This is a genomic window from Staphylococcus sp. HMSC070D05 (genome assembly GCF_001815595.1).
Lineage (GTDB): Bacteria > Bacillota > Bacilli > Staphylococcales > Staphylococcaceae > Staphylococcus > Staphylococcus hominis.
The window spans coordinates 23290-36970 of record NZ_KV821135.1 but is presented as its reverse complement, the minus strand read 5'-3'; the positions used below and the strand labels follow the sequence as shown (position 1 = coordinate 36970).

Annotated in this window: 16 protein-coding genes; all 16 read left to right on the top strand. The window is 31.5% G+C overall.

Going from position 1 to position 13681, the window contains the following annotated elements; genetic code table 11:
• Positions 1-203: 203 nt before the first annotated feature.
• The 16 genes from HMPREF3046_RS05985 (at position 204) to purR (ending at position 13677) form a co-directional block, all read left to right on the top strand.
• Complete coding sequence (locus tag HMPREF3046_RS05985; RefSeq protein WP_070717468.1) at positions 204-1541, top strand: aminotransferase class V-fold PLP-dependent enzyme; 1338 nt, start codon at positions 204-206, stop codon at positions 1539-1541.
• A 1-nt stretch (position 1542) separates the two neighbouring features.
• The gene (gene tmk / locus HMPREF3046_RS05980) at positions 1543-2160 is read left to right on the top strand and encodes a dTMP kinase (RefSeq protein ID WP_064206805.1); all 618 of its coding nucleotides are present in this window, start codon (positions 1543-1545) and stop codon (positions 2158-2160) included.
• A 27-nt stretch (positions 2161-2187) separates the two neighbouring features.
• Positions 2188-2517 carry a cyclic-di-AMP receptor gene (locus tag HMPREF3046_RS05975; protein ID WP_002455851.1) on the top strand — a complete coding sequence of 110 codons (330 nt, stop codon included), beginning with the start codon at positions 2188-2190 and terminating at the stop codon, positions 2515-2517.
• Between the two features lie 175 nt (positions 2518-2692).
• Positions 2693-3619: a DNA polymerase III subunit delta' C-terminal domain-containing protein gene (locus HMPREF3046_RS05970; RefSeq protein WP_064206804.1), complete on the top strand. Its 927-nt coding sequence runs from the start codon at positions 2693-2695 to the stop codon at positions 3617-3619.
• Positions 3620-4423, top strand: a complete 804-nt coding sequence (locus HMPREF3046_RS05965) for a PSP1 domain-containing protein (RefSeq protein WP_064206803.1) — start codon at positions 3620-3622, stop codon at positions 4421-4423.
• 16 nt (positions 4424-4439) lie between these two features.
• Positions 4440-4832: a DNA replication initiation control protein YabA gene (gene yabA / locus HMPREF3046_RS05960; RefSeq protein ID WP_064206802.1), complete on the top strand. Its 393-nt coding sequence runs from the start codon at positions 4440-4442 to the stop codon at positions 4830-4832.
• 121 nt (positions 4833-4953) lie between these two features.
• Positions 4954-5679, top strand: coding sequence for a tRNA1(Val) (adenine(37)-N6)-methyltransferase (locus tag HMPREF3046_RS05955; RefSeq protein WP_070717465.1), 726 nt, complete (start codon positions 4954-4956; stop codon positions 5677-5679).
• Positions 5672-5920: a GIY-YIG nuclease family protein gene (locus tag HMPREF3046_RS05950; protein ID WP_070717461.1), complete on the top strand. Its 249-nt coding sequence runs from the start codon at positions 5672-5674 to the stop codon at positions 5918-5920. Before HMPREF3046_RS05955 ends, HMPREF3046_RS05950 begins: the two co-directional genes overlap by 8 nt.
• A gap of 1 nt (position 5921) precedes the next feature.
• Complete coding sequence (gene rsmI, locus HMPREF3046_RS05945; protein ID WP_064206800.1) at positions 5922-6764, top strand: 16S rRNA (cytidine(1402)-2'-O)-methyltransferase; 843 nt, start codon at positions 5922-5924, stop codon at positions 6762-6764.
• A gap of 225 nt (positions 6765-6989) precedes the next feature.
• The gene (gene metG / locus HMPREF3046_RS05940) at positions 6990-8966 is read left to right on the top strand and encodes a methionine--tRNA ligase (protein ID WP_070717458.1); all 1977 of its coding nucleotides are present in this window, start codon (positions 6990-6992) and stop codon (positions 8964-8966) included.
• 23 nt (positions 8967-8989) lie between these two features.
• Positions 8990-9760 carry a TatD family hydrolase gene (locus tag HMPREF3046_RS05935; RefSeq protein WP_002449955.1) on the top strand — a complete coding sequence of 257 codons (771 nt, stop codon included), beginning with the start codon at positions 8990-8992 and terminating at the stop codon, positions 9758-9760.
• Between the two features lie 148 nt (positions 9761-9908).
• Positions 9909-10457 (top strand): ribonuclease M5, encoded by a 549-nt coding sequence (rnmV, locus tag HMPREF3046_RS05930; RefSeq protein ID WP_070717471.1) that lies wholly within the window; start codon positions 9909-9911, stop codon positions 10455-10457.
• Between the two features lie 2 nt (positions 10458-10459).
• Entirely contained in the window at positions 10460-11350 is an 891-nt protein-coding gene (rsmA, locus tag HMPREF3046_RS05925; protein WP_064206797.1) for a 16S rRNA (adenine(1518)-N(6)/adenine(1519)-N(6))-dimethyltransferase RsmA, read from the top strand.
• A gap of 99 nt (positions 11351-11449) precedes the next feature.
• Positions 11450-11713: a biofilm formation stimulator Veg gene (gene veg, locus HMPREF3046_RS05920; protein ID WP_002449940.1), complete on the top strand. Its 264-nt coding sequence runs from the start codon at positions 11450-11452 to the stop codon at positions 11711-11713.
• A 276-nt stretch (positions 11714-11989) separates the two neighbouring features.
• Positions 11990-12838, top strand: a complete 849-nt coding sequence (gene ispE / locus HMPREF3046_RS05915; RefSeq protein ID WP_070717455.1) for a 4-(cytidine 5'-diphospho)-2-C-methyl-D-erythritol kinase — start codon at positions 11990-11992, stop codon at positions 12836-12838.
• A 14-nt stretch (positions 12839-12852) separates the two neighbouring features.
• Positions 12853-13677 (top strand): pur operon repressor, encoded by an 825-nt coding sequence (purR, locus tag HMPREF3046_RS05910; protein WP_064206795.1) that lies wholly within the window; start codon positions 12853-12855, stop codon positions 13675-13677.
• Positions 13678-13681 lie beyond the last annotated feature (4 nt).

Here is a 13681-nt window from a genome sequence, read left to right as displayed (position 1 = left end):
TTGCCAGGCAAATCATTGTATGGATGCGATGAACCGATATTGAGACCGCGAGGTCTCTTTTTTTATGTCGAAATTTAGAGAAAGTGATTGGAGCTAATGAATTAAGAAGAAATCAAACAACAGAAATTGTAGCGTTTCTTTTACTTTTTTAAATTATCTATTAAAATAGGAGATATTTAAAGGTATGTGAGGAGAGAACTTAATTGAAATTGCCTATCACTCAAAAACTTGATGATTTAATTTATCATAATGCTATCTCATTACATGTTCCAGGTCATAAAAATATGACCATCGGTTATTTAGATGAATTATCTTTGAAAATGGATATGACTGAAATCACGGGTCTAGATGATTTACATCATCCAGAAGATACTATTTTAGAAAGTATGAATCGTGTGAATAAGCTTCCTAATTATGATGCTTATTATTTAGTTAATGGTACAACTTCTGGCATTTTATCAGTTATACAAGCATTTGCTCATATAAAAGGTCGTTATTTAATTAGCCGTAATGTACATAAATCAGTTTTTAATGCTTTAGATTTAACTCAACAGTCTGCAGATGTTTTGCCTATGTATAGAAGTGATAAAAGTTACCAGTATTTAGCGCCTTTGATAGATACTAAAATGTTACGACATCAAAAACTCGCTGTAGTTACTTATCCAAATTATTATGGAGAATGCTTTGATATCAATCAGTGTGTTAAACAATTTCACGATTACAATATACCTGTTTTAATTGATGAGGCTCATGGTGCCCATTTTAATTTGAAGCACTTTCCTAAATCAGCTTTAGAATCAGAAGCTGACTATGTTGTTCAATCGTATCACAAAACTTTGCCTACACTTACTATGGGATCAGTATTATTTATTCATAAAAATGCACCTTTGAAAGATGAAGTTATTAAATATTTAGGTGTTTTTCAAACTTCTAGTCCATCTTATTTAGTAATGTCGAGCATTGAACTAGCGCATCAATTTTATAATTCCTATGACAGTAGTCTTTTTTTCGAAAAAAGAAAACAACTTATTGAAACGTTAAGACAACAGCATTTTGAAGTTATTGAAGTAGAGGATCCATTAAAGCTTATTGTTCGAGCAAATGGGCATACGGGTGTTGAAGTACAACGTTATTTTGAAAAGAATCATATTTATATTGAATTAGCTGATGATTATCAAATACTCATTGTCTTACCATTATGGCATTTTAATGATAGATATCCTTTCGAAACGTTACTACATAGAATAAAAACTATAAAATTATCTAAAAAAGGAAAAGAAAAGTTAGAGCCAGTTTTATTGCCACTAGAAAAAAGTGTTTATGTATCAAAATATATTAATAATGCATATTGGATAAATATTAATAAATCACAAGATAAATTATTAGCTCAACATATTGTTCCTTATCCTCCTGGAATTCCTGTGTTTTGGAAAGGAGAAAAAGTGACTAAAAATATGATAAAATTGATGCAATATTATCTTTCACATAGTGTACGTGTTGAAGGTATTAAAAACGATAAAATATTAGTTAAGGATGAATAATATGGCTGCATTTATAACGTTTGAAGGACCTGAAGGTTCTGGGAAAACTACAGTGTTAAATCAGATTAATAAGTTGTTATCTGAAAATTATAATGTTATTTCTACTCGAGAACCAGGTGGAGTGTCTACGGGGGAAGAAATACGTAATATCTTACTAGATGGTGAAAATATTGATATACGTACAGAGGCATTGTTATTTGCAGCATCTAGAAGAGAACATTTGGTTGAAAAAGTGATACCCGCTTTAAACAATAATAAAGTAGTTTTATGTGATCGATATATTGACAGTTCTTTAGCATATCAAGGGTATGCGCGGGGTATAGGTATAGAAGAAGTTAAAAAAATAAATGAATTTGCAATTAATGGACTTTATCCAGACTTAACAATTTATCTTGACATTGATGCTGAAGTGGGGAGAGAACGAATACTAAAAAATCAAAGAAGTCAGAATCGATTAGACAAAGAAACACTAACTTTTCATCAAAAAGTAATTGAGGGATATAAAACATTAATTAAAACTAATCCTGAGCGTTTTAAAGTAGTTGATGCTACACAAAGCATCGAAAGTGTTGTAAGTGCTACGTATGAGATAATTTTAAGTTACTTAAAAAACTTATGATATAATAATATGGAGAGGTGTATTAAAATGAAAATGATTATAGCGATCGTTCAAGATCAGGATAGTCAAGAACTTTCAGACCAACTCGTAAAAAATAATTTTAGAGCTACTAAACTAGCAACAACTGGTGGCTTCTTAAGAGCGGGAAATACAACATTCTTATGTGGTGTAGATGATGAACGTGTTGATGAGGCTTTAACAGTTATTGATAATACGTGTGGTAATAGAGATCAACTTGTTTCACCAATGACGCCAATGGGTGGTAGTGCAGACTCTTACATACCTTATCCTGTTGAAGTTGAAGTTGGAGGCGCTACAGTATTTGTAATGCCAGTAGAAAAATTCCACAGATTCTAAGCTTAATTTAACAATTAAATAAAGTTTTAAAAGATAATTTTCAAAGAGCCTGAAACATATTTTATGTTATCGGCTCTTTATCATATATATCATAATTAGCTGCTGAATGATAAATGCGACTTATAAATTTAATGATATAATTTTAAAATGAACTATGAATAAGGAGTATGCAAATATGGAGGAATTACAAAAATTAGCCAATGCGTTTCATTCGAATAAATTATCACACGCCTATTTATTTGAAGGTGATGATGCACAATCAATGAAACATGTAGCAATGGAATTTGCACAACTTATTCTTTGTAATGGAAATGAACAATGTGAATTGAAATTGCGTAATTTTAATCATCCTGATTTTACATATATATCCTCTGAAGAATCTACTATAAAAAAAGAACAAATTGAGCAACTTGTACGCCAAATGAACCAATTACCTATTGAAGGTACATATAAAGTTTATATCATAGAGGACTTTGAAAAATTAACTGTTCAAGGTGAAAATAGTATCTTAAAATTTTTAGAGGAACCTCCAGAAAATACTATTGCAATTTTAATTTCTACTAAACCAGAACAAATATTAAATACGATTCACTCTAGATGTCAACATATGTATTTTAAACCGAGTGACAAATCGCATTTTGTTGATAAACTTGTCGATAATGGAATTAATCGGGCTATTGCTGAAATGTTAAGTTCATATACCACACAAATTGAGGTAGCCAAAGACCTTAATGAAGAGTATGATTTAATTGAATTAAGACAAGTAATCGTTCATTGGTGTGAATTATTATTAACAAATAAGCCAATGGCCTTGATTGGTGTTATTGATGTGTTAAAAAATGCTAAAAATCGAAAACTACAACTTCTTACTTTGTCTATTATCAATGCTTTTTTTGAAGATATGATGCATGCTAAAGTCGGAATTGAGGACAATTTCATTTTTACTGATCTTAAACCACTAATTAAGGAATATACAACACGATTAACACTTAATCAAATGATATTAATGTATGATCAAATTACAGAAGCACATAAAAAATTGATACAGAATGTGAATCCGATGCTCGTATTTGAACAAATCGTAATTAAAGGTGTGAGTTAAATGCCAAATGTAGTAGGAGTGCAATTTCAAAAAGCAGGTAAATTGGAATATTATGCACCGAATGATTTAAAATTAGACAGTGAAGACTGGGTTGTAGTCGAATCTAAACGAGGCATTGAAATAGGTATAGTAAAATTGACTTCAAAATGTGTAAATGATGAAGATGTGACATTACCGTTAAAAGAAATTCTACGTATTGCCACTGAAGAAGATATACAACAATACAATCAAAATGAAGAAGATGCAGAGCAAGCACTAATTTTATGTAAACAGTTAGTGAAAGATCAAGATTTAGATATGCGCTTAGTGAATTGTGAGTATACTTTAGATAAATCGAAAGTTATTTTTAATTTTACTGCTGATGATCGTATCGATTTTAGAAAGTTAGTGAAAGTATTAGCTCAAAATTTAAGAACACGTATTGAACTTAGACAAATTGGCGTTCGTGATGAAGCAAAACTATTAGGAGGAATTGGACCTTGTGGGCGTTCATTATGTTGTTCAACATTTTTAGGAGACTTTCAACCGGTATCTATCAAAATGGCAAAAGATCAAAATTTATCGTTAAATCCAACTAAGATTTCTGGTGCATGTGGACGCTTAATGTGTTGTCTTAAATATGAAAATGATTATTATGAAGAAGCTCGTGCACAATTACCAGATGTAGGCGATGAAATTCATACACCGGAAGGTACTGGACACGTTGTAGGATTAAATATATTAGATATTTCGATGCAAGTGAAGATTGATGGTTTAGAGCAACCTTTAGAATATAAAATGGAGGAATTAGCTACATTTAATTAAGGAGAGTGTCTTTCTTTTGAATCGTAATGATTTATTCGAAAAAATCGTAAAATTAGAAAGTAACGTTAATGTATTCACTCAAGAGATGACTGAACTTAAATCTTTAGCTATTCAATTGATAGAAGAAAATGTAACGTTACAAGTAGAGAACGATAATTTAAAAGCACTAATGGCTAAAAGTGAACAAGATGTTGAATCAACAAAAGTCAATAGTGAAAGTCAACATAATAAAAAATCAAATGAAAATGACTTTAAAAGTGCAATTAAAAATGTAAAAAAACCTTTACCAAGTAAAGATAATTTAGCTGTTTTGTATAGTGAAGGTTTTCATATTTGTAATGGCGAATTATTTGGTAAACATCGTTATGGTGAAGATTGTTTATTATGCATGAATGTTTTAAATAGTTAAATTCATAATGAAGAATGATAAATGGATGGTATAATCTTAATTTTTAGGAGAGATGAATTTCAACACAATAAAATTTCAGATTTTGTGTTGTGATACATCTCTTTTTTAGGAGATAACATATATGTTGAAAAAACAAGAAAGATTAGATGATTTAATTAAGGAGAACTTAAAAATCATTCAAAATGATGAGGTGTTTGCTTTTTCTACTGATGCACTCTTATTAGCACATTTTACTAATGTACGAAAAAATGATAGCATTCTAGACTTGTGTGCCGGAAATGGTGTTATTGCTTTATTATTATCTGCAAAAAGTCACCAAAAAATAGAAAGTATTGAAATCCAAGAACAGTTGGCAGACATGGCTCAACGAAGCTTTAAATATAATCAATTAGAAGAGCGATTATCTATGCATAATATGGATTTAAAAGATGTGTATCAAACGTTTAAACCCTCTCAGTTTACATTAATAACCTGTAACCCACCTTATTTTAAACGTAATCAACTTCATCAACACCAAAAAGAAGCACATAAAATAGCACGACATGAAATTATGTGTAGTTTAGAAGATTGCATGTTTGCAGCACGACATTTATTAAAACAGGGTGGACGTCTAGTTATGGTTCATCGTGCTGAACGACTTATGGATGTATTAACTGAAATGAGACAAGCTAATATCGAACCTAAACGTATTGTATTTATTTATAGTAAGCATGGTAAATCAGCTGTCACCATTGTTGTTGAAGGAAGAAAAAATGGTAATCAAGGTCTAGAGATTGCACCACCATTTTATATTTACAATGAAAATGGCGAATATAGTGAGCAAATGAAAGAGGTTTATTATGGGTAGTCATTTTGTATATATCGTACGCTGCAGTGATAACAGTTTATACACTGGGTATACGAATAATATTGAGGCACGTATAAATAAACACAATGCGGGGAAAGGCGCTAAATATACAAAAACAAGACGTCCGGTAGTGTTAGTATATCAAGAAATGTACGAGACAAAATCAGAAGCTTTACGCAGAGAATATGAAATTAAGACATTTACAAGACAAAGAAAATTAAAATTGATTGAAGGGGGATAATATGGCAACTTTATACTTAGTAGGGACACCTATAGGTAATTTAGGTGACATTACATTTCGAGCAATTGAAACGTTAAAGCAGGTAGATATCATTGCGTGTGAAGATACGAGAGTAACTAAAAAGTTATGTAACCACTATGATATTACCACTCCATTAAAATCATATCATGAACATAATAAAGAACAGCAGACAGATTATTTAATTCAATTACTTAAAGAAGAAAATAATATTGCGCTTGTGTCAGATGCAGGGTTGCCGTTAATTAGCGATCCAGGATATGAACTTGTTGTTGACGCACATAAACATAACATTGCTGTAGAAACCATTCCAGGACCTAATGCAGGATTAACTGCACTAATGGCAAGTGGTTTACCTTCATTTACATATACTTTTTTAGGCTTCTTGCCACGAAAAGAAAAAGAAAAGGTAAATATTTTATCTCAACGAATGTATCAAGATAGTACTTTAATTATCTATGAGTCTCCATTTAGAGTGATTGATACACTAAAAGCGATTATTAAAGTAGATGCAAGAAGACGTGTAGCGGTAGGTCGTGAACTTACTAAAAAATTTGAACAAATTGTTATGTATGAAGTATCACAATTATTAGAAGCGATTGAAAATCAAGAGATTCCACAAAAGGGAGAATTTGTGATTTTAATTGAGGGTGCCAAAGCTCAAGAAACAAAACAATGGTTTGAAGATGTAACGATTATAGATCATGTTAATCATTATATTGAGACTCAAAATTTAAAACCTAAGAAAGCAATAAAAATAGTAGCAGAAGAACGGCAGATGAAAACAAGTGAGATTTATGATATTTATCATAATATTAAATCGTAAAATTGATAAAAACTTGTATCATAGTGATAGAAAAATACCATAAAATATTAATTTATGGTAATGTTAATAAGATACGACAATGTATATTCTATATGGGTTATAATGAATAAGATAGATGTTTTATGACAAACGTTATAATAAACATTCATTAGAAAATAATTAAAAATTTAGATAAAATTTAAAGTGAACTAGTCATTAAGACATGAACGAAAGGGAGGACTACTGATGGCGAAAGAAACATTTTATATTACAACCCCTATTTATTATCCTAGTGGTAATCTGCATATCGGTCACGCATATTCTACAGTTGCTGGTGATGTAATTGCACGATATAAACGCATGCAAGGATATGATGTTCGTTACCTTACAGGTACAGACGAGCATGGTCAAAAAATCCAAGAAAAAGCGCAAAAAGCAGGAAAAACAGAATTAGAGTATTTAGATGAAATGATTGCTGGAATCAAACGCTTATGGGCTAAATTGGAAATCTCAAATGATGATTTTATTAGAACTACAGAAGAACGTCATAAACAAGTGGTAGAAAAAGTATTTGAACGTTTATTAAAACAAGGTGATATTTATCTTGGTGAATATGAGGGATGGTATTCTGTTCCTGATGAAACGTATTATACTGAATCTCAACTTGTAGATCCTATTTACGAAAATGGTAAAATCGCAGGCGGTAAAAGTCCAGATTCTGGACATGAAGTTGAATTAGTTAAAGAAGAAAGTTATTTCTTTAATATTAATAAATATACAGATCGCTTATTAGAATTTTATGATGCGAATCCTGATTTTATTCAACCTCCATCTAGAAAAAATGAAATGATTAATAACTTTATTAAGCCAGGATTAGAAGATTTAGCAGTTTCACGTACGTCGTTTGATTGGGGGGTAAGAGTTCCATCTAACCCTAAACATGTAGTTTATGTATGGATTGATGCTTTAGTAAATTATATTTCTTCTCTTGGATATTTATCAGATGATGATTCATTATTCCAAAAATATTGGCCAGCAGATGTACACTTAATGGCAAAAGAAATCGTTCGTTTCCATTCTATTATTTGGCCTATCTTACTTATGGCTCTTGATTTACCTTTACCGAAAAAAGTATTCGCGCACGGATGGATTTTAATGAAAGATGGAAAAATGAGTAAATCTAAAGGTAATGTAGTAGATCCTAATGTCCTCATTGATCGTTATGGTTTAGATGCTACACGCTATTATTTAATGCGTGAATTACCATTCGGATCTGACGGAGTATTTACTCCGGAGGCATTTGTTGAACGTACTAATTTCGACTTAGCAAATGATTTAGGTAACTTAGTTAACCGTACGATTTCTATGATTAATAAATATTTCCAAGGAGAGCTCCCTGCATACCAAGGACCAAAACATGAATTAGATGAAGATATGGAAGCATTAGCACTTGAAACTGTAAAAAATTTCCATGACAATATGGAAAGTTTCCAATTCTCAGTAGCATTATCTACAGTTTGGAAGTTAATAAGTCGAACAAATAAATACATCGATGAAACCACTCCATGGGTTTTAGCTAAAGATGAAAGTCAAAAAGATATGTTAGGAAATGTAATGGCACACTTAGTTGAAAATATTCGTTTTGCAACTGTATTATTGCGCCCATTCTTAACACATGCGCCTAAAGAAGTTTTTAAACAATTGAATATTAATAATCCAGATTTATACGAATTATCAAGTTTAGAACATTATGGTGCATTACAAGAACCAATTATGGTTACTGAAAAACCTTCTCCAATCTTCCCAAGATTAGATTCAGAGGATGAAATTGCATTTATTAAAGAATCAATGCAACCACCTAAATCTAATGAAGATGATAAAGAAGAAGTGTCAAGTAAATCGCAAATTGATATTAAAGATTTTGATAAAGTGGAAATTAAAGCTGCAACTGTTATTGATGCAGAAAATGTACCGAAATCAGATAAATTATTAAAAATACAAGTTGATTTAGGAGCAGAACAACGTCAGATTGTTTCAGGTATTGCGAAATTCTATCGCCCAGAAGATATTATTGGCAAAAAAGTGGCTGTTGTAACTAACCTTAAGCCAGCAAAATTAATGGGTCACAAATCTGAAGGTATGATATTATCAGCTGAAAAAGATAAAGTATTAACGTTAGTAAGCTTACCGAGTGCAATTCCAAATGGTGCAATTATAAAATAAATATAGCCGTTAGGAGAGATAAAATGTTAATAGATACACATGTTCATTTAAATGACGAACAATATGATGAAGATTTAAGTGAAGTGATATCTCGTGCAAGAGAAGCGGGCGTTGACCGTATGTTTGTCGTGGGATTTGATACTAAGACAATTGAACGTACTATGGAACTTATTGATGAATATGACTTTATTTATGGCATTATTGGTTGGCATCCTGTAGATGCAATAGATTTTACTGAAGAACGTTTAGAATGGATTGAATCATTAGCTCAGCATCCTAAAATTATCGGTATTGGAGAAATGGGATTAGATTATCATTGGGATAAATCTCCAGCTGATGTTCAAAAAGAAGTGTTTAGAAAGCAAATTGCTTTAGCTAAACGTGTTAAGTTACCTATTGTCATTCATAATCGTGAAGCGACTCAAGATTGTGTAGATATTTTAATGGAAGAACATGCAGAAGAAGTTGGAGGCATTATGCATAGTTTTAGTGCATCACCTGAAATTGCAGATGTCGTTATTAATAAACTTAATTTCTATGTTTCATTAGGTGGACCAGTCACATTCAAAAATGCAAAACAACCTAAAGAGGTCGCTAAACATGTTCCAATGGATCGTTTATTAGTTGAAACAGATGCACCTTATTTATCTCCACATCCTTATAGAGGAAAACGTAATGAACCTGAACGTGTCACGCTTGTTGCACAACAAATTGCAGATTTACGTGATATGACATACGAAGAGGTATGCCGTCAAACTACAGAAAATGCAGAAAGATTATTTAACTTAAATTAATAATCCTCAGTATGAGAAAGATGTAAAACATCATCTATCGTAATGCTATCTAATAGTGAATGACGATAATATGTGCATCTTTCTCATTTTTTATAGTATAACCGTTATAATAGAAATGAGATTAAGTGAAAGGTAATGGTAAATGAATATGAGAATAAATGAATTTATCGTTGTCGAAGGCAGAGATGACACAGAACGAGTTAAAACAGCTGTGGAATGTGAGACGATTGAAACAAATGGAAGCGCCATTAATAAAGAAACCTTAGCAGTGATTCAGAAGGCTCAAGAAACAAGAGGTGTGATTGTATTAACTGATCCTGACTTTCCAGGGGATAGAATTAGAAATATTATTACTGAACATGTACCAAGAGTTAAACATGCCTATGTTGATCGTGAAAAAGCGAAAAATAAGCGTGGAAAAGTTGGGATAGAACATACACATCCTGAAGATATAAAGAAAGCCTTAATGCATGTAAGTTCCCCTTTTGAAGAAGGAGAGGAGTCGATAGATAAAAGTGTATTAATTGATTTAGGTTTAATTGTTGGTAAAGATGCGAGACGTAAGAGAGAAATACTTGGACGTAAATTACATATTGGACATTCTAATGGCAAACAATTACTAAAAAAATTAAATGCTTTTGGTTATACTGAAGAAGACGTACGACGTGCATTATCAATGGATAAGGAGAATAGGTAAAGATGGATAGAAAAGATATAGCTACACCTTCTAGAACAAAAGAACTATTAAATCAATTTGACTTTAATTTTAAGAAAAGTTTAGGACAAAATTTCTTAGTAGATGTTAATATTATTCATAAAATTATTGATGCAAGTCATATTGATCAGTCGACAGGCATAATTGAAGTGGGTCCTGGTATGGGATCATTAACAGAACAACTAGCTAAAAGTGCTAAAAAAGTATTGTCATTTGAAATCGATCAACGTTTAATTCCAGTTTTAAAAGAAACACTTCATCCCTATGATAATGTAACAATTATAAATGAAGATATATTAAAAGCTGATATAGCTACCGCTGTGAACACGTATTTAAATGGTTGCGATAAAATTATGGTAGTAGCGAATTTACCTTACTATATTACGACTCCGATTTTACTTAATTTAATGCAACAAGATGTTCCCATTGATGGTTATGTAGTGATGATGCAAAAAGAAGTTGGAGAGCGTTTAAATGCAGAAGTAGGTACAAAAGCCTATGGTTCTTTATCTATTGTGACGCAATATTACACAGAAACGAGTAAAGTACTTACTGTCCCTAAATCAGTGTTTATGCCACCACCCAATGTTGACTCGATTGTTGTAAAATTGATGCAAAGAGAGGAACCTCTTGTTTCAGTAGACGATGAACAAGCTTTCTTTAAACTTGCAAAAGCTGCTTTTGCTCAAAGACGTAAAACGATTAACAATAACTATCAGAATTTCTTTAAAGATGGTAAAAAATATAAATCACAAATTCATCAATGGTTACAAAATGCAGATATTGATCCTAAACGTCGTGGAGAAACGCTTTCTATACAAGATTTTGCACGATTGTATGAAGAAAAGAAAAATTTCCCAGAATTAGAAAATTAAATTGTTGACAAAGTGTCGTCACCTTGATAAAATTTAAATTTTATTTGACATATTGCTTTAAAATATGATATTATGTAACCTGTAGCGAGGTGGAGCAATATGCCAAAATCAATTTTGGACATCAAAAATTCTATTGATTGTCATTTAGGAAATCGTATTGTACTTAAAGCCAACGGTGGTCGAAAAAAAACAATCGAACGTTGTGGAGTGTTAAAAGAGACATATCCTTCAGTATTTATTGTTGAATTAGATCAAGATAAGCATAATTTTGAAAGAGTGTCGTATACATATACGGATGTTCTTACAGAGAACGTACAAGTTTCATTTGAAGAGGATAATCATCAAGAAGTAGTTGCACACTAAATTCGAACATATAAATATAGAGTTGGTTAGTGTACTACAAACTCTATCATTAAAAGCATATTGGGTGTTGGGCTGTTTAAGTTCAACACTCTTTTTAATTCTTAATCACTCTTAATAAAATAATAATTTAAATAAATCAAGATTTGTAGTTGAAATTAAGATCATTTATCTCCTAATTTATTAACTTTTAATTATAATTTATAATGTAACTATCAAATATTTTAAGTCTTTATGTTAAAATCATTTTAATACTATTGATGAAGAGAGGGCGGAAAAATGATATATGAAACGGCACCAGCCAAAATTAATTTGACGCTCGATACACTTTTCAAAAGAAATGATGGTTACCATGAAATTGCTATGATAATGACAACAGTAGATCTGAATGATAGATTGTCTTTTCAGAAAAGAAATGATAATAAAATTGTTGTAGATATAGAACATAACTATGTTACTAATGATCATAAAAATCTCGCCTATCAAGCAGCCAAACTGATGATGGAAACATATCAACTTAAACAAGGCGTCACGATTTCGATTGATAAAGATATTCCGGTTTCTGCTGGATTAGCTGGGGGATCAGCTGATGCTGCTGCTACGATGCGAGGAATTAATCGTTTATATGAATTAGGTGCATCTTTAGAAACACTCAGCCAATTAGGCCTTCAAATTGGAACTGATATTCCATTTTGCATCTATAATAAAACTGCTATATGTAAAGGAAGAGGCGAAAAAATTAAATTTCTAGACAAGCCTCCTTCTGCATGGGTGGTATTAGCAAAACCTAATCTTGGAATATCTTCTCCAGATATTTTTAAAGAACTTAATTTGAAAGATGATTATGATGTACATACAGAAATGTGTGAAGAAGCGATTAGACAGGGAGATTATATGAAATTGTGTAAGAGTTTATCTAATCGTTTAGAAACCGTTTCTATGTCTATGTATCCAGAAATTAAAAAAATTAAAAATAATATGTTGCGTTGTGGTGCTGATGGAGCACTAATGAGTGGGAGTGGACCTACTGTATATGCATTCGCTCAAAAGGAGAGCCAAGCAAAGAAAGTATATAATGCTGTAAATGGCTGTTGTAACGAAGTGTATTTAGTAAGATTATTAGGATAGAAAGGCTGGAACTTATGAGGTATAAAAGAAGTGAACGTATTGTCTTTATGACACAATATTTAATGAACCATCCAAATCAGTTAATTCCATTAACTTTTTTCGTAAAAAAATTTAAACAAGCGAAGTCATCGATTAGTGAAGACGTTCAAATCATCAAAAATACGTTCCAAAAAGAAAAATTAGGAACTGTAATTACAACAGCTGGCGCAAGCGGCGGTGTAACCTATAAGCCAATGATGAGCAAAGAAGAAACAATCGAAATTATAGAAGAAATCATTACTATGCTACAAGAAAAAGAACGCTTATTACCAGGTGGATATTTATTTTTATCGGACTTAGTTGGGAACCCATCATTACTTAATAAAGTAGGGAAACTCATTGCTAGTATTTACATGGATGAGAAACTAGATGCAGTAGTGACTATTGCAACGAAAGGGATATCACTTGCCAATGCAGTAGCAAACGTATTAAATTTACCTGTAGTAGTTATTAGAAAAGACAATAAAGTTACTGAAGGTTCTACGGTCTCCATTAACTATGTTTCAGGCTCATCAAGAAAAATTGAAACGATGGTCTTATCGAAACGCACATTAGCTGAAAACTCAAATGTGTTAGTTGTAGATGACTTTATGAGAGCAGGCGGTTCAATAAATGGTGTAATGAATCTTATGAATGAGTTTAAAGCAGAGGTAAAAGGGGTATCTGTACTAGTAGAATCAAAAGAAGTAAAACAAAGATTGATTGAGGATTATACTTCTTTAGTTAAATTATCAGATGTTGACGAATATAATCAAGAATTTAAAGTTGAACCTGGTAATATCTTGTCTAAATTTTCTTAAAAGG